19 protein-coding genes and 1 riboswitch are annotated in these 22,349 nt (G+C 47.0%); of the genes, 18 read left to right on the forward strand and 1 reads right to left on the reverse strand.

Annotated elements, in window-relative coordinates; all coding sequences use genetic code 11:
• Positions 1-2 precede the first annotated feature (2 nt).
• Positions 3-1,229 carry an ABC transporter permease gene (locus tag CI595_RS08030; RefSeq protein WP_095172751.1) on the forward strand — a complete coding sequence of 409 codons (1,227 nt, stop codon included), beginning with the start codon at positions 3-5 and terminating at the stop codon, positions 1,227-1,229.
• A gap of 112 nt (positions 1,230-1,341) precedes the next feature.
• On the opposite strand, the gene CI595_RS08035 is transcribed toward CI595_RS08030, so the two are convergent.
• Positions 1,342-2,178, reverse strand: a complete 837-nt coding sequence (locus CI595_RS08035; RefSeq protein ID WP_095172752.1) for an aldo/keto reductase — start codon at positions 2,176-2,178, stop codon at positions 1,342-1,344.
• 167 nt (positions 2,179-2,345) lie between these two features.
• Between CI595_RS08035 and CI595_RS08040 the strand changes: the two genes are divergently transcribed.
• The 17 genes from CI595_RS08040 to CI595_RS08120 all read left to right on the forward strand — a co-directional run bounded on the left by CI595_RS08040 (position 2,346) and on the right by CI595_RS08120 (position 21,973).
• Positions 2,346-3,491, forward strand: coding sequence for an exonuclease SbcCD subunit D (locus CI595_RS08040; protein ID WP_095172753.1), 1,146 nt, complete (start codon positions 2,346-2,348; stop codon positions 3,489-3,491).
• Positions 3,488-6,094, forward strand: a complete 2,607-nt coding sequence (locus tag CI595_RS08045) for an AAA family ATPase (protein ID WP_095172754.1) — start codon at positions 3,488-3,490, stop codon at positions 6,092-6,094. Before CI595_RS08040 ends, CI595_RS08045 begins: the two co-directional genes overlap by 4 nt.
• Positions 6,095-6,219: 125 nt before the next feature.
• On the forward strand, positions 6,220-6,561 hold the full coding sequence (locus tag CI595_RS08050; RefSeq protein WP_095172755.1) for a DUF8180 domain-containing protein: 342 nt from the start codon (positions 6,220-6,222) through the stop codon (positions 6,559-6,561).
• 3 nt (positions 6,562-6,564) lie between these two features.
• Positions 6,565-6,747 (forward strand): CooT family nickel-binding protein, encoded by a 183-nt coding sequence (locus CI595_RS08055; RefSeq protein WP_095172756.1) that lies wholly within the window; start codon positions 6,565-6,567, stop codon positions 6,745-6,747.
• Positions 6,748-6,840: 93 nt separating this feature from the next.
• Complete coding sequence (locus tag CI595_RS08060; protein ID WP_095172757.1) at positions 6,841-7,758, forward strand: methylenetetrahydrofolate reductase; 918 nt, start codon at positions 6,841-6,843, stop codon at positions 7,756-7,758.
• Positions 7,759-7,795: 37 nt separating this feature from the next.
• Positions 7,796-8,566, forward strand: coding sequence for an ATP-binding protein (locus CI595_RS08065; protein ID WP_095172758.1), 771 nt, complete (start codon positions 7,796-7,798; stop codon positions 8,564-8,566).
• 60 nt (positions 8,567-8,626) lie between these two features.
• A complete protein-coding gene (cooS, locus tag CI595_RS08070; protein WP_095172759.1) occupies positions 8,627-10,519 on the forward strand; it encodes an anaerobic carbon-monoxide dehydrogenase catalytic subunit in 1,893 nt (630 codons plus the stop codon).
• Positions 10,520-10,543: 24 nt separating this feature from the next.
• Positions 10,544-11,311 carry an ATP-binding protein gene (locus tag CI595_RS08075; protein WP_095172760.1) on the forward strand — a complete coding sequence of 256 codons (768 nt, stop codon included), beginning with the start codon at positions 10,544-10,546 and terminating at the stop codon, positions 11,309-11,311.
• Between the two features lie 22 nt (positions 11,312-11,333).
• Positions 11,334-13,460: an acetyl-CoA decarbonylase/synthase complex subunit alpha/beta gene (gene acsB / locus CI595_RS08080; protein WP_095172761.1), complete on the forward strand. Its 2,127-nt coding sequence runs from the start codon at positions 11,334-11,336 to the stop codon at positions 13,458-13,460.
• Between the two features lie 106 nt (positions 13,461-13,566).
• Positions 13,567-14,505, forward strand: coding sequence for an acetyl-CoA decarbonylase/synthase complex subunit delta (gene acsD / locus CI595_RS08085; RefSeq protein WP_095172762.1), 939 nt, complete (start codon positions 13,567-13,569; stop codon positions 14,503-14,505).
• Positions 14,506-14,530: 25 nt separating this feature from the next.
• A complete protein-coding gene (gene acsC, locus CI595_RS08090; RefSeq protein ID WP_095172763.1) occupies positions 14,531-15,877 on the forward strand; it encodes an acetyl-CoA decarbonylase/synthase complex subunit gamma in 1,347 nt (448 codons plus the stop codon).
• Between the two features lie 85 nt (positions 15,878-15,962).
• The gene (gene acsE / locus CI595_RS08095) at positions 15,963-16,748 is read left to right on the forward strand and encodes a carbon monoxide dehydrogenase/acetyl-CoA synthase methytransferase subunit (RefSeq protein WP_018597554.1); all 786 of its coding nucleotides are present in this window, start codon (positions 15,963-15,965) and stop codon (positions 16,746-16,748) included.
• Between the two features lie 86 nt (positions 16,749-16,834).
• Positions 16,835-18,763, forward strand: a complete 1,929-nt coding sequence (gene acsV, locus CI595_RS08100) for a corrinoid activation/regeneration protein AcsV (RefSeq protein ID WP_095172764.1) — start codon at positions 16,835-16,837, stop codon at positions 18,761-18,763.
• Between the two features lie 57 nt (positions 18,764-18,820).
• Positions 18,821-19,471, forward strand: coding sequence for a DUF3786 domain-containing protein (locus CI595_RS08105; protein WP_095172765.1), 651 nt, complete (start codon positions 18,821-18,823; stop codon positions 19,469-19,471).
• 14 nt (positions 19,472-19,485) lie between these two features.
• Positions 19,486-19,584, forward strand: a riboswitch (THF riboswitch).
• Positions 19,585-19,686: 102 nt separating this feature from the next.
• A complete protein-coding gene (locus tag CI595_RS08110; protein WP_158661691.1) occupies positions 19,687-20,268 on the forward strand; it encodes a folate family ECF transporter S component in 582 nt (193 codons plus the stop codon).
• 67 nt (positions 20,269-20,335) lie between these two features.
• Positions 20,336-20,965: a cyclodeaminase/cyclohydrolase family protein gene (locus CI595_RS08115; protein ID WP_095172767.1), complete on the forward strand. Its 630-nt coding sequence runs from the start codon at positions 20,336-20,338 to the stop codon at positions 20,963-20,965.
• A gap of 156 nt (positions 20,966-21,121) precedes the next feature.
• Positions 21,122-21,973, forward strand: a complete 852-nt coding sequence (locus CI595_RS08120; protein ID WP_095172768.1) for a bifunctional 5,10-methylenetetrahydrofolate dehydrogenase/5,10-methenyltetrahydrofolate cyclohydrolase — start codon at positions 21,122-21,124, stop codon at positions 21,971-21,973.
• Positions 21,974-22,349: the final 376 nt, after the last annotated feature.

Consider the following 22,349-nt stretch of genomic DNA (forward strand, 5'->3'; position numbering starts at 1 on the left):
CTATGGCACAGTTAGCAGAATACTTGAAAATGGCCCTGCAGAATATCAGGGCAAATAAAGGCCGCTCCCTTCTCACCATGCTGGGTATCATTATAGGTATTTCATCTGTCATTACCATTATGTCTGTCGGTTCCGGGTTCCAGGGGGAGATGAACCGGCAGCTGAATTCCATTGCAGGAGGGCAGATTTGTATTTATTCCAATGAAGAGGGAATCAAACGGGAAGAATACATGAATGCGGAGGATTTTGCGGCTATTGAGCAGGAAATCCCGGGAGTTACCGGAACTTCGCCCGTTTTTTCCGATACAGGGACTACCCAGTCCTCAAAAGGCCAGTTTGATCTGTCAGTCACCGGAGGAGGCACAGCGCAGCAGGAGATTTCCAAATGGAAAGTGCTGAGCGGCCGCTATTTTAACCAGAGTGATATTGATACGGGGAATAAAGTCTGTGTGATCAGCAAAAAAGATGCCATTTCCCTTTTCGGCACAGATGATGTTCTGGGAATGAGCCTGGAATTCAGTCTCTATCAAAACACTTCGGACTTTACCATTATTGGCATTGTGGAGCAGGAGAATATGGGCAATATGGTATCCATGGATTACGGGGATGTCAAAAGGATATCTGCAGATATTCCCTATACGGCTATGGAGAATTTCGGCTATGATACTTCGGAGACCAGCTATCTGTATATTACTACAGACGGCAGCGCAGACACTGGTGATGTGGCAAATAAAGCCATTGCGCTTTTAAATCAGCGCCACTACAGCCAGGGAAAGACATATTTTGATATGGAGGACTTCAATGACCAGATGCAGCAGATCAACTCCATGCTGAATATGATCACGGGATTCATTGCCCTGGTAGCCGGAATATCCCTGCTGGTAGGCGGTATCGGTGTCATGAACATCATGCTGGTGTCCGTCACAGAGAGAACAAGAGAGATTGGTATCAGAAAATCCCTGGGAGCCAGAACCTCCTCTGTCATGGTGCAGTTTCTTGCTGAATCGGCCATTATCGCCTGTATCGGCGGTGTGATCGGAATCATTATCGGTGTGCTGCTGGCGTATGCTGTCTGCTCCATACCTACCCTGGGATTTGCACCTGGGATCAAGGTTTCCACAATTCTTATTGCGACCTTGTTTTCTTCGGGAATCGGCATTCTGTTCGGTGTATATCCGGCCAGAAAAGCTGCCAGGCTCAGCCCTATTGAGGCGCTCAGGAGAAATTAAGAAAAGAACAAATAGATTGGGAATAAAAAGTACCGCACAGAGCAAAAAATACTCCTGCGGTACTTTTTATTGTTTGGGAAGAATGCCCAATATGTATGACTGAACCAAAGAGTCAGTCCTTATAGTACGGAATCATATCCTCTGGGATACTGGCAGTACGCTGGTGTGCGTCCATAGCGGTAATGGCCTCCATCTCTTCCTGTGTCAGGGAAAAATCGAAGATTGCTGCATTTTCCAGGATACGTTCCTTGTGCACGGATTTGGGAATCACAGAGATTCCCTGCTGGATGGCCCAGCGAAGGCCGATTTGGGCGGTGGTCTTCTGGTATTTTCTTCCGATTTCCAGAAGCAGCTGGCTGTGCAGATAAGCGCCCCGTGCAAGGGGAGCATAAGCCTGTACCGCAATTTTGTTGTCTCTGCAGTAGGACAGAAGTTCCGGCTGGTTGAACAGGGGATGGAATTCCACCTGATTGACAGCGGGTATCACATCAGATACTTTTTTCAGCATTTCCAGGTCGTGAACGTGAAAATTTGATACGCCGATGGATTTTACCCGCCCCTGGGCCTGTAGTTTTTCCAGAGCTTTCCAAGTGTCTGTGTAACATCCGGGTACAGGCCAGTGGATCAGATATAAATCCACATAATCCAGTCCCAGGCGCTCTAGGCTTCTGTTGAAGGTATCCTCCACATCACCGATCCTCTGTGCCGTGTTCCATATTTTCGTTGTTACGAATAATTCCTCTCTTGGTATGGTAAGTGCCTTGATCCCGCGTCCTACACCGTCTTCGTTTTTATAAACGGAAGCAGTGTCAATGAGACGATAACCGGCATCTGCAGCATCTGCGATCGCCTGTTCCACTTCGTTCTCGCCGACGGCTTTGTAGACGCCTAAACCCAGCAGCGGCATCTGGCGGCCATCGTTCAGAATGACTTTTTCATTGAAAGACATAACAGCCCCTCCTTTAAATATAACCTTAAACACTTAGACAGTTTACCATAGAAATGTGAAATATTTACTCCGAATTTATTAACTTTTTAATAAATCCATGCTACTATTATAAGAAGTGCAAGCTAAAATCCAACGAAATGACAAAATATGGCAATGGAGGATAAAGAATGAAATTTTTTCATATGGCGGACCTGCATCTGGGGAGAAAGCTTTTAGGAGAGCCGCTGTGGAAAGAACAGCAAGATATACTCAGCCAGGTGTTAAGGATGGCGGATGAGGAGAAACCCGGGGCCGTTCTTCTCTGCGGTGATATTTATGATAAGTCCATTCCTTCCCAGGAGGCGGTGGGACTGCTGGACTGGTTCCTGGAAGAAATGTCCGTCCGTGGAATACAGGTGTTTGTGATCAGCGGCAACCATGACGGAGCCCAGAGGCTTCAGTTTGCCAGCGGGATTTTGAAAAAAGAAGGGATCCATATTGCGGGTACCTTTAGAGGCCGTGCAGAGCACATCATGCTGACAGACGAATTCGGTCCGCTGCATGTGTGGATGCTGCCCTTTTTGCGGCCTGGCATGCTGCGCCCCTTTGCGGAGGAAATTCCGGAAACTTATGAGGAGGCCGTGAAAACCGCACTGCCGGGTGCTAAGCTTCACAAAGAAGAGCGGAATGTGCTGCTGGCGCATCAGTTTGTGACAGCCGGCGGGGAGCGGCCAGAGACGTCGGATTCGGAACAGCTTTCTCTGGGGGGCATAGACCGGGTGGATGCTTCGGTCTTTGAAGCGTTTGACTATGTGGCGCTTGGACATATCCACCGACCCCAGAAGATCGGAAATGTAAAGATACGGTATGCAGGTTCTCCCCTTAAATATTCTTTTTCCGAATGGAAACAGACAAAATCCGTGACTGTGGCAGAGCTTGGAGAGAAAGGAACGCTGTCTGTGAGAAAACTTCCCCTTGAGCCTAAAACAGAGATGGCGGTCTTAAAAGACACCATGGAAGCTTTGGTTTCAGATAAATATGAAAGATACAGAGAGGGATATTACCTGTCTGTTGTGGTGACCGATGAGGAGATCCTGGAGCATCCCATGGAGCGGCTTAGAAAAATATTTCCGGGTATGCTGGAATTTGCCGTCGAAAACCGCCGGAGCAGGTCAGGGGGCATTTCGGGCAGCGCGGAGCTGCAGTGTCTGAAAAAAACGCCTCTGGATCTGTTCGGGGAGTTTTATGAGAAACAAAATGGGATTCCCATGTCAGACGCGGAACAGGAACTGCTTCAAGATATTATAGAAAGTATGGAAGAGGTGGGATCATGAGACCGGTAGAACTGGAGATGGAGGCTTTTGGGCCTTATGCAGACAATACACTCATCTCATTTGAAAAGTGTGAAAAGGCGGGTTTGTTTTTAGTCTGCGGAGATACAGGGGCAGGCAAGACCACCATTTTTGACGGCATTGCTTTTGCCCTGTATGATGCCGCCAGCACGGAAGTCAGGAAGCCGGAAAACCTTCACAGTGACTATGTGGAGGAAAAAGCCATGAGCAAGGTGCGTCTGCTTTTTACTCACAAAGGAGAAGCGTATCAGGTTACTAGGACGTTTAACTTAAACAGGAAACATGAAGCACTTTTGGAGTGTCCGGATAAAAGTGTGTTGACGGGAAGGAAGGCAGTGAACCGGAAGCTGCAGGATATACTGGGACTTGACTACCGTCAGTTTAAACAGGTTTCCATGATCGCCCAGGGGGAATTTATGAATCTTCTTCTGGCAAAAAGCGACATGCGCAGTGAGATCTTCAGGAAAGTTTTCGACACGGAATTCTATAAGCTGATTTCCGACCGGCTGAAAAACATGAGTATCAAGGAGCGGGAGGAGGAGAAGTTAAGGGAGGAGCGCCGCAGGCAGGTTCTGGAATCCTGGGATGCGCTGCATCCTGACTGTCCTCTGGCGGACAGGGACACAGAGGAGATTTTCAAGATCCTGGACAGCCGCATCCGCCAGTCACGGGAAAAGGAGAAAAGCGGCAGAAAAGAAGAACAGCGTCTGGAGAAGGAAAAGGACAGGGCGCTCAAAAATCTGGAACGTATCCAAAAGGACAACGGGGAGCTCAAGACACTGCATGCCCTCAGGCAGGAACTGGAGGGCACAAAACTGCGCGCCGGTGAGATCAGAGAGCTGGAGAAGCGGATTTCGGAGGGGAAGAAGGCAAATATTTATATAAAGCCCCTGGCAGATGACTGTACAGAGAAAAAGAAGATTCTTGCTGATGAAGAAGCCCATGCAGGAGAGATAAAAAAAGAGATCAGAGAGCTGGAACAGGAGAAAAAAGCCCTGCTTGTCCAAATGGCGGCAGCCAAAAGGGAAGAAAAGCTTGGGGCAGAGATACAGGAATTGACAGAACGTCTTCTGGTTTACGAAAAGTGGCAGCAGGAGGCAGAGGTGCTCCTGGAACTGGAAAGGCAGAAGGAAAAGCTGCTCGAGTCGGCGGAAGACCAGATCACGGTACAGAAGGAACAGGGGATCGCCTATGAGAGTTACAGGGAAGAATTCTTCAGAAGCCAGGCCGGCCTGCTGGCCAGGAAACTGGAGGAAGGAAAGCCGTGCCCGGTCTGCGGCTCCACAGTGCATCCGGTAAGAGCTGCCTGCGGGAAAAGAGAGCTGAGTGAAGCCGTACTGAAGGAAATGGAGGTTCAAAAGGAAAAAACTTCCGCAAAACTGCAGAAAACCCTTACTGCCCTGGCAGAGAACGAAAAGGAATGGCAGACCAGGATGGAACACCTGCGCAGGGAGACGGCTCTTTCCGGCAAAAAGAGCGGAGCTGCTATGAGTAAAAAAGCAGCTTCCCTGATCAAAGAGGCCGGCGGGCGTCTGGAGAAGAAAAAGGCGAAGAGCACTCCGGGAATCCTCTGTGCGGAGACGATCAGAAAAAACCTGGAGGAGAATGCGCAGCGCCGGGCAGCAGCCGGGAGAGAGATCCAGATTTGTGAAAAACGTGTGACAGAGATCGCAAAGGAACAAAAAGAGGCGGAAGGGAAGCTGCTTTTGGAAGTGAAACAGCAGAAATTCAAAAGCAGGGCAAAAGCTATGGAGGCATGTCTGGACAGTGAAGAGATGGCCCGTATGGAAAAAGAGACGCAGGTTTATGAAAACCATGTGAGAGAACTCCAGATCAGGATCAGAAGCCTGGCTCCTACTCTGCGCGGCAGGAGGCTGTGCCCGGAGGAGGACGTGCGGGAGCAGATCCAGAGAGCAGAGCAGCAGCTGAAAACTGTGCGGATGCAGCTTCGGGAAGAGTTCAGTGCTCTTGACAGGACAAAAGAAGTGCGCAGGCAGCTGGAGGTATTGTTTGAGGAGAGCAGCAGGACGAAAAAACGCCGGCTGTCGCTTCAGAGCCTTTCGGATACGGCGTGCGGCACGCTGAAAGGAAAGCCTAAGATCTCCCTGGAGCGTTATGTACAGTCTGCCTATTTCCGCATGATCGCCCTTGAGGCCAACAGGCGGCTGGAGCGTATGTCCTCCGGCAGGTATGAACTGCTTGTGCGGGAGGAAAAAGAGAACCTGCAGTCCAGGTCCGGCCTGGATCTGGATGTCTATGATTACCACACCGGAAAGGTCAGGAGCATCCGCTCCCTTTCCGGCGGGGAGAGCTTTCAGGCGGCCTTAAGCCTGGCCCTCGGAGTATCCGGAGTCATCGGTCAGTTTGCCGGTGGGATCCGGGTGGAGACCGTATTTATCGACGAGGGGTTCGGCAGTCTGGATGAGCAGTCCCTGGAAACTGCCGTGGAGACTTTGTCGGCCCTATCCAGGGAGGACTGCCTGGTGGGGATCATTTCCCATGTTCCCGAGCTTAAGGAACGTATAGAATGCAGGATCGAAGTGGAAAAAAACAGGGGTGGGAGTTCCGTGTTTTTCACCTCTTGAACCTCTAAAAAAACATAAGAATAACTTGATAAAAAAGCGGAAAGCATGTATAATGAATTTATTGATAAATTATTGTCATTTACTGCGCCCAAACGGGATAAAAGCAGTAGGGAAAGGATGGAAAAATGCATTTAATCAACGACGAAAATGGCAACATGGTTCCTCACGGACATGACCATGAGCATGACCATGGTCACAGCCATGAGCACAGCCACGGCTGCAGCAGTTGTTCAGAGGGCGAATGTGGCGGAAATTGTACAGAGGAAGTGGTAGCACTTTTGAACTATATGCTTTCCCACAATGAGCATCATGCACAGGAGCTTGACCAGATGGCAGAGAATCTGTCAAAGCTTGGAATGGAAGATGCAGCCAAGACCATTAAAGAAGGCGTTGCTGATTTCCAGAAAGGAAATATGCGCCTGGGCCTGGCCCTGACACTGGTAAAAGAACATTTGAAGGAGGCGTAAGCTATGTGTCTTGCAACGGTACAGAGAAGCGATGACAACACGGTCATCTGCAAAAATGTAAGCAGGATCGACGTGGATGGCGAAAAGCTTATCCTACGGGACATTATGGGTGAGGAGAGGACTATTGTCGGTAAAATATTGATGGTAGACCTTGGGAACAGCCTTGTTAAGCTGGACTGCCAGTAAGGCAGCGGAAAAGTTGGAGGACTTTCTGCTGTATCAACAACGGTTTTAGGGCTTCGGCCTTAAAAATAAATAAACAAAGCGGAGGTAGTAACTATGAAATTATCTGAGGCAATGAGGAACAAAATGCTCGTTTCTTTTGAGCTGTTCCCGCCGAAGACAGACAAAGGAATGGAAAATCTTCCGGGAACCATTGAGCATCTTTGCAAGTACCGGCCGGAGTACATTTCCTGTACATACGGTGCGGGCGGAACCAATGTGGGCAAGAACATGGATGTGTGCAAAATGATCCAGAATGCCGGTACCATACCGGTCACACATTTTACATGTATCGGCAATACCGCAGAGGGGATCAAAGAACAGCTTCAGAATTACCTGGACAACGGCATAGATCATATGCTGGCGCTCCGCGGTGACCTTCCATTTGGATGGACAGGGACCGGTGGGGATTTCGCTTATGCAACAGATCTGGTGGCTTATGTCCGCAAAGAATTCGGCGATAAGATCGAGATCGCTGTGGCGGGTTCTCCGGAAGGACATATTGCTTGCCGCAGTCTGGAATCTGACATCGCTGTCCTGAAACAGAAACAGGATAACGGTGCTGACTACATCATGACTCAGCTTTGCTGGGATATGGAGCAGTTCAAACGCTGGCTGGACGCTATCCGCACCGCAGGCATCACAATGCCGGTTGATGTGGGCATCATGCCGATCCTGGATCAGGCTGCTACGATCAATATGGCACTGTCACGTAATGGTTGTGTCATGCCGCGTAAACTTTGCGAGATTATCTCCAAAAACTGGATTTTCCCGAACCCGTTCGACAAAGATCCGTTCGATGCAGCTGCCGATGAAAAGAAAGCAGCATTCAAAGAGGCTGGTATCGAGTATACCATCAGTCAGATTGATGAATACCGTGCACTTGGCGTTAATGGTATCCATCTGTATGCTCTGAACAAATGGAAAGACGTATCTGAAATTATTGACAGATGCGGTCTTCGTACACTTGTTTAAAACGTATTAAAATCATATTTTAGGAGGTGCCCTTTTCATGGCACATGTAATTGCAATTGCCGGCAAAGGCGGCGTAGGCAAGACGACTCTGACAGGACTTATCATCCAGTATCTGGCTGAAAAAGGCAAGGGTCCGATTCTTGCGGTAGATGCAGATGCGAATTCAAACTTAAATGAAGTTCTCGGTATGGAACTTGAGGCAACTCTGGGCGATATCCGCGAGGAAGTGGCCCGTGCGGAGATGTCAAAAGAAAATCCCATTCCGGCCGGAATGACAAAAGCAGATTATATGGAGTTCAAGTTTGATGATGCATTGATTGAAAATGATGATTATGACCTGCTTGTCATGGGACGTACCCAGGGGAAAGGCTGCTACTGCTTCGTGAATGGACTTCTGCAGGCTCAGCTTGCAAAGCTGCAAAAGAATTATCCATATATCATCGTGGACAATGAAGCCGGTATGGAGCATATCAGCAGAGGGGTTCTTCCCAACATGCAGACAGCGATTCTGGTCAGCGACTGCTCCAGAAGAGGTGTACAGGCGGTGGGCAGGATCGCGGAACTGATCAAAGAATGTGACATGCACCCAAGGCAGGTTGGTTTGATCATCAACCGTGCACCGGGCGGGGTACTCAATGCGGGCACAAAAGAGGAGATAGAGAAACAAGGCCTCACCCTTTTGGGAATCGTACCGCAGGATGAAACTGTATATGACTTCGACTGCGACGGTACTCCGATCGTGAAGCTCCCGGAAGATTCACCGGTGAGAACAGCGGTCAGGGATATTGTGAGCAGGCTGGAGTTATAAAAACCGGGGAAGCGGACCCGGATAAAAAAGCAAAAAGAGGCGAAAACAAGGAGGATATTCATGAGTGAATTCAAATTAACCACAGTAGAAGAATTTGAAGCTGCTACTGCACGTCTCCTGGAAACAGGTGCAAAAGTCGGCGCTGACGCTTGGCAGTTCCGCGTAAAAAATCAGACACCCCATTGTAAATTTGGTGAAGAAGGCGTTTGCTGCCGTATCTGTACAATGGGACCATGCCGTATCACAAAAAAGGCTCCGAGAGGAATCTGCGGATGTGATGTACACGGTATTGTAGGTCGTAACTACCTGAAATTTACTGCAGGCGGTTCTGCAACACACTCTGACCATGGCCGTGAAATCTGCCATACCTTATATGAATCTGCAGCTGATGGCTGTTATAAGGTAAAAGATCCGGATAAGCTGATCCGTATCGCAAAAGAGTGGGGGATCGAGACCGAAGGAAAAGACATCTATGATCTGGCACACGAAGTTGCTGAGACAGGTCTGATGGAGTATGGTAAACCTTTCGGAACACAGAGATTCTTAAAGAGAGCGCCGGAGTCACAGCAGGAACTGTGGGAAAAGAATGAACTTGCTCCAAGAGCGATCGACCGCGAGGTTTCCTGTTCCTTACATATGAGCCATATGGGATGCTCTTCCAAACCGGAAGCACTGGTAAAACAGGCTATCCGTGCAGGCTTAAGTGATGGATGGGGCGGTTCCATGATGGGAACAGAGTTCTCAGATGTATTATTTGGAACTCCGAAGCCGATCGAGACAGAAGCAAACTTAGGAGTTATGGTTGAGGATAATGTCAATATCGTTGTTCATGGACATGATCCGAGTCTTTCTGAGATGATCTGTGAATTCGCAGATGATCCGGAAATGATCGCATACGCAAAAGAGCAGGGTGCAAAAGGCATCACTGTATCTGGTGTGTGCTGTACTTCAAACGAAGTTGCAATGCGCCGCGGTATCCCCATGGCCGGTAACTTCCTGCAGCAGGAAAACGTTGTTCTGACAGGTGCATGTGAAGCAATCGTCGTAGACGTACAGTGTATCTTCCCGGCACTTGGTCCTTTAAGCAAATGTTTCCACACAAAATTCATCACAACTTCTCCGATCGCTCAGATGCCGGATTCTGAATTCATCAGATTCGATGCACACACAGCAGGCGAGAAAGCCAAATTGATCGTTCGGACAGCTATTGAGAACTTCAAGAACAGAAAACCTGAACTGGTACATATTCCGCAGATGAAACAGAAAGCAACTGTCGGATACTCTACAGAAGCTATCGTTAAGGCTCTGGACGGCGTAACCAACTCACAGGTAGACGAGCTGGGAACCACAAAACCGTTATTAGAGTGTATCACCTCCGGTGTTCTCCGTGGTGCTGTCGCAATGGTTGGATGTAATAACCCGAGGGTTCGTCCTGACTTAGCTCATATTGAACTTATGAAAAAACTGGTTGCTAACGATATCATCATCATCGCTTCCGGATGTTCTGCACAGGCAGCTGCAAAAGCAGGTCTGATGGACAAGAGAGCGAAAGATGTCTGTGGCGCCGGACTTAAGAGAGTTTGTGAACTGGCTGACATTCCGCCGGTACTGCACATGGGCTCCTGCGTAGATATCAGCCGTATGCTGGTTCTGGCAGCTACCCTGGCAAAAGACGCAGGCCTGCATATTTCCCAGCTTCCGGTTGTTGGATGTGCTCCTGAGTGGATGTCTGAAAAAGCAGTTTCTATCGGTAACTATGTAATCGGTTCCGGTATTGATACCTTCTTAGGTGTTGACCCATATGCCTGCGGTTCCAGTGAAATGGTTGAAATCCTGACCAACGGAACAAAAGAATGGGTAGAGGCTGCATTTACAGTTGAAAAAGATATTGAAAAACTGGGCGATGCTATGATCGCAAAAATCGAAGAGAAGAGAGCTGCTCTTGGAATCTAATCTTTATCAGGAAAGGTGAATGACATGAAAATTGCAGTGACAGGAAAAGGCGGCGTTGGAAAGACTACTTTTGCTGCGACGCTGGCGCGTTTATATGCGGATGAGGGAAGAAAGGTGCTTGCTGCGGATGTGGATCCGGATGCGAATCTGGGGCTGGCACTTGGGTTTGATGATGAAACCCTGGATTCTATCATCCCCATAACAAAGATGCGGAAGCTGGTGGAAGAACGTACCGGAGCTAATGAAGAGAATCAGTTCTACCGGATCAATCCAAAGGTGGACGATATCCCGGATACATATTCCAAAGAAGTGAACGGAGTCAAGCTGCTTGTGCTTGGTACTGTGGAAACCGGCGGCGGCGGTTGTGTATGCCCGGAGCACGTCATGCTTCGCAGAATCATCAACAATTTGGTGCTTCACAGGGATGATGTGGTGATCATGGATATGGAAGCTGGATTAGAGCACCTCGGCCGGGGTACTACGGAATCCATGGACCAGTTTATCGTGGTCATAGAACCGGGTGCCAGAAGCGTACAGACCTATAAGAACGTGAAAAGGCTGGCAAAGGACCTGGGTGTAAAACAGGTGCGTGTTGTGGCCAATAAGGTTCGGAACGAAGAGGATGAGGCGTTTGTCAAAGGACATATACCGCAGGAGGATCTGCTGGGATTCATTCACTATAATACCGAAGTGATGGACGCGGACCGTCAGGGCAAGTCTCCATACGACTTCAGCAATACTGTAAAAGAGGAAATTACAAACATTAAACACATAATCGACCAAGGATTATGAGAAGGTCAGGAGGAAGAGAACATTGACATTATTTGAAACCGTATTTAGTGGAAATGACGCTGTCTATGGATTAACAGAAGGCGCTATTAATGCTGCAATCGAACAGCATGGTGCTGACAAAGCTGTCAGCTTCCCGAACACCGCTTACTGCTTACCGTGCTACTATGCAGTGACAGGTGTGAAGGTTAAAACTTTAGGAGAATTAAAAGAAGCTTTAGGTGTTGTAAAAACTTTGATGACAAGAGAGATGAGATTAAATGACGTATTTATGTCAGGCGTTGCAACTGCTCTCTGCGCAGAGTTTATCGAAGTTCTGAAATATATTGACGGTGCAGAACCGTACACAGAGCCCTGCTACGGACATCTGGCAGATGCTGTGATCCGTGAACTGGGTGTACCCCTTGTAACAGGTGATATCCCTGGTGTTGCTGTTATCCTGGGAAGCGCTCCTACAAAAGAGGAAGCAGTTGCCTTGGTTAAGAGCTATCAGGCACAGGGTATACTGGTAACACTGGTTGGCGGTGTGATCGACCAGGTTGCTGAAGCTGGCATGAAGACCGGTGCAAACTTACGTGTTATCCCTCTGGGCAAAGACGTAACAAGCGTGATCCATGTAGTATCCGTTGCATTAAGAGCAGCGCTTATCTTTGGTAATGTAACACCCGGAGATGCAGCAAATCTGATGAAGTACACCTTCGAGCGTGTACCGGCATTCGTAAACGCATTTGCTCCTCTGGATGATGTGATCGTTGCCTGCGGTGCAGGTGCCATTGCACTTGGCTTCCCAGTTATCACAAACCAGGAAGGCGTATCCACAGTACCGAAGAGCTTGATCTTACAGCCGGATGTTGCTAAATTCAACGCTACATCCCTGGAAGCTCGCGATATCAAGATCAAAATCACCAATATTGATATTCCGGTTGCTTTTGCATCCGCATTCGAGGGTGAGATCATCCGCCGCGGCGACATGCAGGTAGAGTTTGACGGTTCCCGTGTAGACTGTGCAGAGCTGGTTCAGTCAGCAGAGGCTACAGAGATCGAAGACCACAAGATCACCGTGATCGGACCGGAAGCAGATGAAATGGAACTGGGCAGCAAGAACAGCATTGCTTATGTTGTAAAAGTTGCAGGCAAGAACATGCAGTCTGACTTTGAGCCGGTTATCGAGCGTAAATTCCATAACTACATCAACTGTATCGAAGGTGTATATCACACAGGACAGCGTGATATGCAGCGTATCCGTATCAGCAAGGATGCATTCAATGCAGGATTCCGCCTGAAACATATCGGTGAGGTTCTGTATGCATCTGTTAAGAATGAATTTGATGCCGTTGTTGATAAATGTGAAGTTGTTATCTACACAGATCCTGCAGAGTGTAAGAGAATCCGTCACGAAGTGGCAATCCCTACATTCAACAAACGTGATGACCGTCTGAAATCCCTGACAGATGAGTCTGTAGAAGTATACTACAGCTGTATCCTGTGCCAGGCATTCTCCCCGTCTCATGTATGTGTGGTAACACCGGAACGTCTGGGCCTGTGCGGTGCTGTTTCATGGCTGGATGCAAAGGCAACCAACGAGCTGGATCCTAACGGACCATGTCAGGTTATCACAAAAGAGAAATGTATTGATGAGAGAATCGGTGAGTACGAGGACGTTAACGAAGCCGTACGCAAATTCTCCCAGGGTGCTCTGGAAGAGGTATCTCTGTATTCCATCATGGAAAAACCGATGACAAGCTGCGGATGCTTTGAGTGTATCTGTGGTATTGAGCCATTCTCCAATGGTGTAGTTATCACAAACCGTGAGTATGCAGGTATGACACCACTTGGAATGACCTTCCCGGAACTGGCTTCCATGACAGGCGGCGGTGTGCAGACACCAGGCTTCATGGGACATGGAAAACACTTCATCGGTTCCAAGAAGTTCATGAAGGCAGAGGGCGGTATCGAGAGAATCGTTTGGATGCCGAAAGAGCTGAAAGAATTTGTTGCTGAGAGACTGAATAATACAGCAAAAGAATTATACGGTATCGACAACTTCACAGACATGGTTGGTGATGAGACCATCGCAACAGATCCGGAAGAATTAGTTGCATTCTTAACAGAAAAAGGACATCCGGCTCTGGGTCTGGATCCGATGATGTAAGATTTTGGAAGACAAAATCGCTTAATTGTAGTATCATGTAAACGGTGAATGCGCGTTTTACCGTGTTCACCGTTTATAAAAAATATATTAAGGAGGCTAATGAGAAATGCCGTTTAATCAAAAACCACAGAAATTCAATGCAAACATAAACACAGTTGAAATTGGCTGCGGGGACAAAGCAATCAAATTAGGAGGGGAATGTACATTTCCTTTCTATTCCTTTGATGCTCCCACGGAAAATGCACCAAAAGTAGGCGTGGAAATTTCCGATATGGGACTTATCAATGTTCCGGGAATCCAGGAATATTATGCAGGTGCTGCCACAATGGCCGAGATCGCAAAAAAAGCGGAAGCAATGGAAGGTGCGGACTTCGTATGCTTACGTCTTGAAGGCGGGGATCCGAACGGCGCAGACAAATCTATTGATGAACTGATCGCAGTTGTCAAAGAAGTCGGCGAAGCTGTTTCCTGTCCTTTAGTTGTTGAAGGATGCAAGAATGTGGAAAAAGATTCTGAATTACTGCCGAAAGTGGCAGAAGCACTTCAGGGCAAAAATGTTTTAGTCCTTTCTGCAAGAGAAGAAGATTACAAAGCAGTTGGTGCAGCAGCAGGCCTTGCTTACAATCAGAAGGTTGGAGCAGAATCCGCAGTGGATATCAACCTGGCAAAACAGCTTAACGTTGTTACAACTCAGTTAGGCGTAAAAGCTCAGGATATCGTAATGAACGTTGGTTCTGCAGCAGTAGGCTATGGTTTTGAGTACGTGGTATCCACAATGGACCGTATTAAAGGTGCAGCTCTTTCCCAGAATGATAACATGTTACAGATGCCGATCATCACTCCGGTTGCCGATGAGACATGGGGAGTAAAAGAGGCTATGGCTTCTGAGGAAGATATGCCGGAATGGGGACCGCTGGAAGAGAGAGGTATCAGTATGGAAGTACAGACAGCAGCAGCAGTTTTAGCTTCCGGTTCTGACGCTGTCATTCTGAGACATCCCAAATCTGTTGCAACAATCTCAAAAATGATTAAAGAATTAGTGTAATCGTAGAACAGGAGGATAAAAACAAATGGGATTATCAGGTATTCAAATTTTTAAACTGACACCAAAAAAGAACTGTAAAGAGTGCGGCTGCCCAACATGTATGGCTTTCTCCATGAAAGTGGCTCAGGGTGCTCTGGAAATTTCCAAATGCCCGCATATGTCTGAGGATGCTCTGGCTCAGTTATCTGAGGCAACAGCTCCGCCGATGAAGACGATCAAAGTCGGAAGCGGTGACAATGAATTTACTTTAGGCGGCGAGACTGTTTTATTCAGACATGAAAAAACTTTCGTTAGCAAAACAAGATATGCAGTTTCCCTGTGCACATGTATGGATGATGCTGCGATCGACGCTAAACTGGCAGCAATTCCGAAGGTAGACTACGAGCGTATCAGCGAGAGAATGTTCGTTGAAATGATTTACGTGAACTACGAAGACGGCGCTGACAAAGACAGATACGTTGAAATCGTAAAGAAAGCAGCAGCTCTTGGAAGAACTTTAGTTCTGGGCTGCAAAGATATCGAAGCTGCAAAAGCAGCTCTGGCTGTATGTAAAGACGGCAAACCGGTATTAAACGGTGCAGATGCTTCTAACTACGCTGAAATGAGCGCAGTTGCAACAGAAGCAGGTGTTGTACTTGGCGTTACAGGTGCTGACCTGAACGAGTTATATGATACAGTTGCAGCTCTGGAAAAAGCAGGCAATAAGAACCTGATTCTGGATGTTGGAACAAAATCCATCAAAGAAGCTTACGGCAACGCTGTACAGATCCGCCGCGCAGCTTTAAAAGATCAGGACAGAACCTTTGGTTATCCTACACTGGTAAACCTGTCAGTTCTGGCTCATGGCGACAGAAACCTGCAGCAGGCACTGGCTTCCATGTTCACAATGAAATATGGTTCCATTGTGGTTATGGAGCAGCTTGAGTATGCAGAAGCTCTGCCGTTATTCGGTCTGAGACAGAACGTATTTACAGACCCGCAGAAACCAATGAAAGTGGAACCGGGTATTTATGCTTTAAATGGTGCAGACGAGAATTCTCTGTGTCTGACAACCGTAGACTTTGCTCTTACATATTTCGTGGTATCCGGAGAGCTGGAGCGTTCCGGTGTACCGTGTAACCTGATCATCAGTGATGCAGGCGGACTTTCTGTACTGACCGCTTGGGCTGCAGGCAAATTATCTTCCACTTCTGTATCAAAATATATTCAGGAAAATGTAGAAGATAAAGTGAAATGCAGAAAACTGATCATTCCGGGTAAAGTTGCCGTATTAAAGGGTGATATCGAAGCAAAACTTCCGGGCTGGGAAGTGATCGTTGCTCCGTTGGAAGCAGTTCAGTTAGTAAAATTCTTAAAAGACCTGACTGCATAATATGAGAAATACAGGCTGACAGAAAGGAGGCTTTTTCGCCCCCTTTCTGTCCGGCCAAAATGAATAATTTAAAAGGAGAACTATTATGGCAAAGTTTGTTACAATTGGTGAGAGAATTCACTGTATTTCCCCGTCTATCCGCAAAGCGATGGCAGAGCGTGATCCGGAACCAATCTTAAAACGTGCAAAAGAGCAGTTAGAGGCTGGTGCTACCTATTTGGACGTAAACATCGGACCGGCTGAGAACGACGGAGAAGATTTAATGAAATGGGCGGTTCAGTTGATCCAGTCCAACTTCGACAACGTTCCTCTGGCACTGGATACTGCCAACAAAAAAGCAATCGAGGCAGGTATCTCCGTATACAACAGAAGCAAAGGAAAACCGATTGTAAACTCTGCTGATGCAGGCGGAAGAATCGAGAATATCGACCTGGCTGCAGCAAATGATGCTATCGTAATCGCTCTTTGCTCTGCAGAAGGTATTGCAGCAGACAACGATGAGCGTATGATGCACTGCCAGAACATGCTGGAAAGAGGTATGATGCTGGGTATGGAGCCTACAGACCTGTGGTTTGACCCGTTATTCCTGGTTGTAAAAGGAATGCAGGACAAACAGATGGAAGTTCTGGAAGCAATCAAAATGTTCAGCGACATGGGACTGAATTCCACAGGCGGTCTGTCCAATAACTCTAACGGTATGCCGAAACATATCCGTCCGATCATGGATTCCGCAATGGTTGCAATGTGCATGATGCAGGGCTTAACCTCCGCTATCGTAAATCCATGTGATTTAAGACTGATGGAAACAATTAAATCCTGTGATGTTTTCAAAAACAACACATTATACGCTGACTCTTACCTGGAGATCTAATCGCAGGCAGAATCGTGTAACAAAAAAGCGCCGGGGATATTTTTATCGCCGGCGCAGATAAAAATATACAGAAAGGCTAAATTCCTATGTTCAAAGTGACTTTTAAGTTTGAAAATGGCGAAGACGTCACAACTTTCGCCCAGGAAGGAGAAATCCTTTTAGAAGTAGCGAGAAAAACGAATGTGGCTATCGATGCCCCCTGTTCCGGCAATGCCTCCTGCGGTAAATGCAAAGTTAAACTGGTGACAGGTGAAATGAATTCTCCAAAGACCCGCCACATCTCCGATGAAGAGTATGCAGAGGGATGGAGACTGGCATGTGTGAGCAAGCTGACAGGTGATGTGGAGGTACAGGTACCCGACATTGCATCCGCTTACAGAAGCCGGATGAAAGTCGCAGATTTGAGTTCCAAGGAGGAGATTGCCATATTTGAACAGGCAAAATCCGATGTGGAAGCAGCAGGAATTGTCTTGAAAAATAGTCTGGATATTATCCATGTGACCATGGATGAACCGTCTCTGGATGACACCATGCCGGATAATGAGCGTCTGATGCGGGCAATCAAAAGAGAGACCGGTGTGGAAAGGGTGCGTCTGCCCTATTCTGCACTTCGGAAAATATCTGTTGTTTTCCGTGAGAATCATTTTGATGTAAAATGCATTGTGCGCAGAACAGAAGATGATATTTTCGTGTATGATGTCTATGGCAGAGATGAAAAAGTGGTCATCGGCGGTTTGGCTGTTGATATTGGTACAACAACGGTGTCTGCACTGCTGATCAATATGCAGACAGGTGAGATCCTGGGAAAAGCTTCAGCTGGAAACGGTCAGATTCGTTATGGTGCGGATGTTATCAATCGTATTATTGAATCTATGAAACCGGGCGGCAGCGAGAAACTGCAGCGTGCAGTAGTGGAGGAAACCATCAATCCAATGATTGCACAGATGTGCCGTTCCTGTGGATTCAGTCCTCTGCATATTTACCGTATGTGTATTGCATCCAATACTACTATGAACCATCTGTTGACAGGAATGAATGGCGACCCGATCCGTATGGAGCCATATATTCCTACATTTTATAAAACAAATTCACTGTTTGCCTCTGATATTGGAATCAGGGTGAATCCGGATGCACATATTATACTGGCGCCTAATATTGGAAGTTATGTGGGTGGGGATATCACAGCAGGTACTTTGGTCAGTATGCTGTGGAATCGTCCTGAATTTTCTCTGTTTATTGATTTAGGTACAAATGGCGAGCTTGTATTTGGCAATTCAGACTTTATGATGAGTTGTGCCTGCTCTGCAGGGCCTGCCTTTGAAGGCGGGGATATCAGCTGCGGTATGCGCGCTACGGACGGCGCTATCGAGGCCTGTACCATTGATGCAGAAACCATGGAACCCAGTTATTCTGTCATAGGGGATCAGGGTGAGAAACCGATCGGTCTCTGCGGTTCCGGTATCATTGATGTGATCAGCGAATTATTCCGTACCGGTATCATCAATCCGAAAGGAAAGTTTATCCGGGAAGGGAAACGTGTCCGCCATGATGAATATGGCATGGGCAGCTATGTGCTCGCCTTCGAGGAGGAGTCGGGCAGTGTCAAGGAAGTGGAAATCAATGAGGTGGATATTGATAATTTCATACGGGCTAAAGGTGCTATTTTCTCAGCTATCCGTACGATGTTGTTATCCCTTGATTTTGATATTTCCATGATTGATGATGTCTATGTGGCCGGAGGGATTGGCAGCGGCATCAATATGCAGAATGCCGTGAGAATTGGAATGTTCCCGGATATTCCTTTAGAGAAATTCCATTACATCGGAAACTCTTCTCTGTCCGGTGCATATACAATGCTCCTTTCAAAAGAAGCAGAGCAGAAATGTTATGAGATCGCGTCCAATATGACATACCTGGAGCTTTCCGCTGTACCGAGTTATATGGATGAATTTGTAGCATGCTGTTTTATACCACATACGGATACGTCCTTGTTTCCGTCTGTAACAGAAGAATAGAAGTGCGCGATGCGGACTTTTATTGTCACGAATAAATAGACTGACTGAGGTGAAAAGATGAATTTTGAATACGCAAAGGACAGTAAAGAGCAGCGTCCTTATGAACATTATTTGAACGCATACAGAGAGATGGACCCGAAAGAGATCAGCGGGCGAACCGGTATTCCTTATGATGAGGAAAAGGGGCTTTTTACCGTGAAATTGATGGGAAGTACATACCAGGTATCTTTTCCGGATTATGAAATTCATCACGTGGAGGATTCCGCCAAAGTATATCCTCTGGAGGAGGCCATGAACGCTAAGATTCTCATTGTCCGTTTTTTGACAGAGAGAAGTGCAGCACCGGCATCAGGAAAATTTGTGACCTATCATGATGTTCCCTGGGGTGAGGTATACTTCCGGCAGTTCCAGGGCAGGTGCCTGTTCCGTCTGGCATTTGGCTATGGAAACAAGCTGCCTGTGTTCCGGAAGATTATGGAGCACTTGGGAGCAAAAAAATGTTCAGAGGGAGACTGTTCCTATGAACTGGAATTTATGGACAATTTGTATGTGAAGTTTATCTTGTGGGAAGGGGATGACGAATTCCAGCCTTCTGCACAGATATTATTTTCTGATAATTTTGCCGTCTCATTTGCCGCGGAGGATTTGGCGGTTGTGGGCGATATCAGCATTAACATGATGAAAGCATTGGAAAAAAAGTTGTCTTAAATTAAGATTGTTATAGTAGAGTAGGTATTACGCGTTAAGTGTCATGGGATGGGAAGTTGTCCATGAACGAAGGCAGCCGCAAGGCTCCACGATGTAATATTGCGTCCGCTACTACATTAAAGACAGATATGAATTCTTCTCTTTGGTGTAGTAAACTACTATGCCATAAGTACACAACGAGAAGGGACAGTTATGCTGTTCCTAGGAGACAACAGATGAAGGAGGATTTATATCTGATGAAAAAAGTGAATAATGTGAAAGTTTTGGCATTTACAGGTGTTCTGGTGGCAATGAGTATTATCCTGACCAGGGTAGTTGCGATTCCCATTGGTACCAGTATTCGGCTTACCGTAGGTCAGACTCCGGTATACCTTTGCGGCTTTTGGTTTGGCCCTTTGGTAGGGGGAATCTGCGGCTTTTTATCTGATTTCCTTGGGGCGATTCTTCAGGGTTATGCACCAAATCCCATGATTTCTGTCACTGCTGTTCTGGCTGGCGTGCTGCCGGGACTGTTTCGGCATTTTTATGCAAAGAAACTGGAAATCTGGCATGTACTTGCAGTGATCGTAGTTCATGGAATCGTAGGTTCTCTTGGATTTACATGTCTGGGACTTCATATGTACTACGGAACACCGTGGGCTGTTTTGTATGCCCAGAGACTGGTTCAGACGCCTCTTCTGGCAGCTCTGAATACTGTGCTGGTGTTCTTCCTCTACAAGAGCCCTTTGACTGCTATGGTAAATAAGAGCACTATGCTGAAAAATGGGTCTGTAAATGTAACTGACCACGCAAAATAATTCCCGAAAGGGAGTTGATATAAAGCCGGAGAGATCCGGCGATCAAAGAAAGAGAGGTATGTGAGAGATGGGATTTTCAACTGTACCATGTAATGAATTTGTGGAAGTATTAGCATCAAAAGCACCGGTTCCGGGCGGCGGCGGAGCATCTGCTCTGGTTGGCGCAGTGGGAACAGCCCTGGGTAATATGGTGGGCAGCCTGACAGTGGGCAAGAAGAAATACGCAGAAGTAGAAGACGAGATGTGGGAGCTGAAGAAGAAATGTGATGCTCTGCAGAAAGATTTCTTACGTCTGATAGAGAGAGATGCGGAGGTGTTTGAACCCCTGTCAAAAGCCTATGGTATGCCTCGTGCAACCGAGGAAGAGAAAGCGGAGAAAGCCAGAGTGATGGAAATCGTTCTGAAAGACGCCTGCTCTGTACCCATGGAAATAATGGAAAAGTGCTGTGAAGCCATCGAAGTGATCGTAGAATTTGCAGCAAAAGGTTCCACACTGGCCATCAGTGATGCAGGTGTAGGAGCAGCATTCTGTAAAGCAGCGCTGAAAGGTGCCAGCCTGAATGTATATATCAATACAAAATCCATGGCTGATAAAGCTTATGCGGAAGAGCTGAATAAGAAGGCTGACGCGATGCTGGAGAAATATACAAAAATCGCTGATGAGACCTTTGACAGTGTACTTTCCAGACTGAAATAATAGTTACATAGTTTTGCTTTATAATGACACAAGGAAAGACTAGTACAGCATTGCAGAGTGTCATTTCAGAAAAGTCTTATACCGCAGGCGAATGCGATGTAAGTTATGGTATGCCCGGATGGGTATGATAAAAAGATGCAGGAGGATTCATAGAGAATGGCGAAAAGATTACTGGGTAAGGAAGTAACAGCAGCATTAAATGAGAGAATCAAAGCGGATGTGGCAGCACTGGAGGAGAAAGGTGTAAAACCGACTCTTTGTATTATCCGTGTAGGTGAAAATGAAAGCGATATCTCCTACGAGAGAGGCGCAACCAAGCGCTGTGAAACACTGGGTGTTGCATGTGAGAAAATTCTGCTTCCGGCAGATGTAAGTCAGGATGAGCTGTTGGCAGCCATTGATAAAGTGAATAAAGATGACAAGGTTCATGGTGTTCTCTTATTCCGTCCGCTGCCGAAACACCTGAATCAGTCAGTGATTGAAAACGCACTGGATCCGGCAAAAGATGTTGACTGTATGACAGATGGCTCCATGTCAGGTGTATTTACAGGAAAAAATGTAGGCTTCCCGCCATGTACACCCCAGGCATGTATGGAAATTCTGGATCATTACGGAATTGACTGTACAGGTAAAAAAGCAGTAGTTGTAGGACGAAGCCTGGTAGTAGGTAAACCGGCAGCTATGATGCTGATCAAGAAAAATGCAACTGTTACAATCTGCCATACCAGAACTGTGGATATGCCTTCTGTTGTAAGAGAGGCAGATATCGTTATCGTTGCGGCAGGCCGTGCCGGCGTTATTGATGATACTTATTTAAGCGCAGGTCAGACCGTGATCGACGTTGGAATTAATGTAAATGCAGAAGGTAAACTCTGCGGAGATGTTGATTTTGAGAAGGCTGAGCCTGTTGTAGATGCCATCACTCCAGTTCCGGGCGGTGTTGGAAGTGTAACAACTTCCGTTCTGGTTGGACATGTAGTGGAAGCTGCAAAACGTAAATTTTCATAATGGCAGCGTAAAAGTAACGGTTCCGTATCTTCACAGTCACAGATAAAGTTCTTGCTAAATGACCTTTACCAGTAGAATGGTTGCTTGGCTGCGGAATGTTTTCTTGCGGTCAGCGCAGTAAATGCACAGATATACGGAAGAGTTACGAGTAAATACATATGTTTTTTACCCCTGGAAATTCACATTCAATTGGATTTCCGGGGGTTTTTGGTTCATGGGCACGAAGGAAACTGCACGGTTGTGAGGGGAAAGTCTGAGTGTTCAGCAGTTTATAATACTTTAAGAAATGTTCATGGGATTATTCTTGACTTTTTTCACAGAAAGCAGTATGGTGCCCTATGATAATTTCCGGAGTATGATAAGGAAAACAATAAAG

Source organism: Blautia hominis (assembly GCA_002270465.1).
GTDB classification, from domain to species: domain Bacteria; phylum Bacillota; class Clostridia; order Lachnospirales; family Lachnospiraceae; genus Blautia; species Blautia hominis.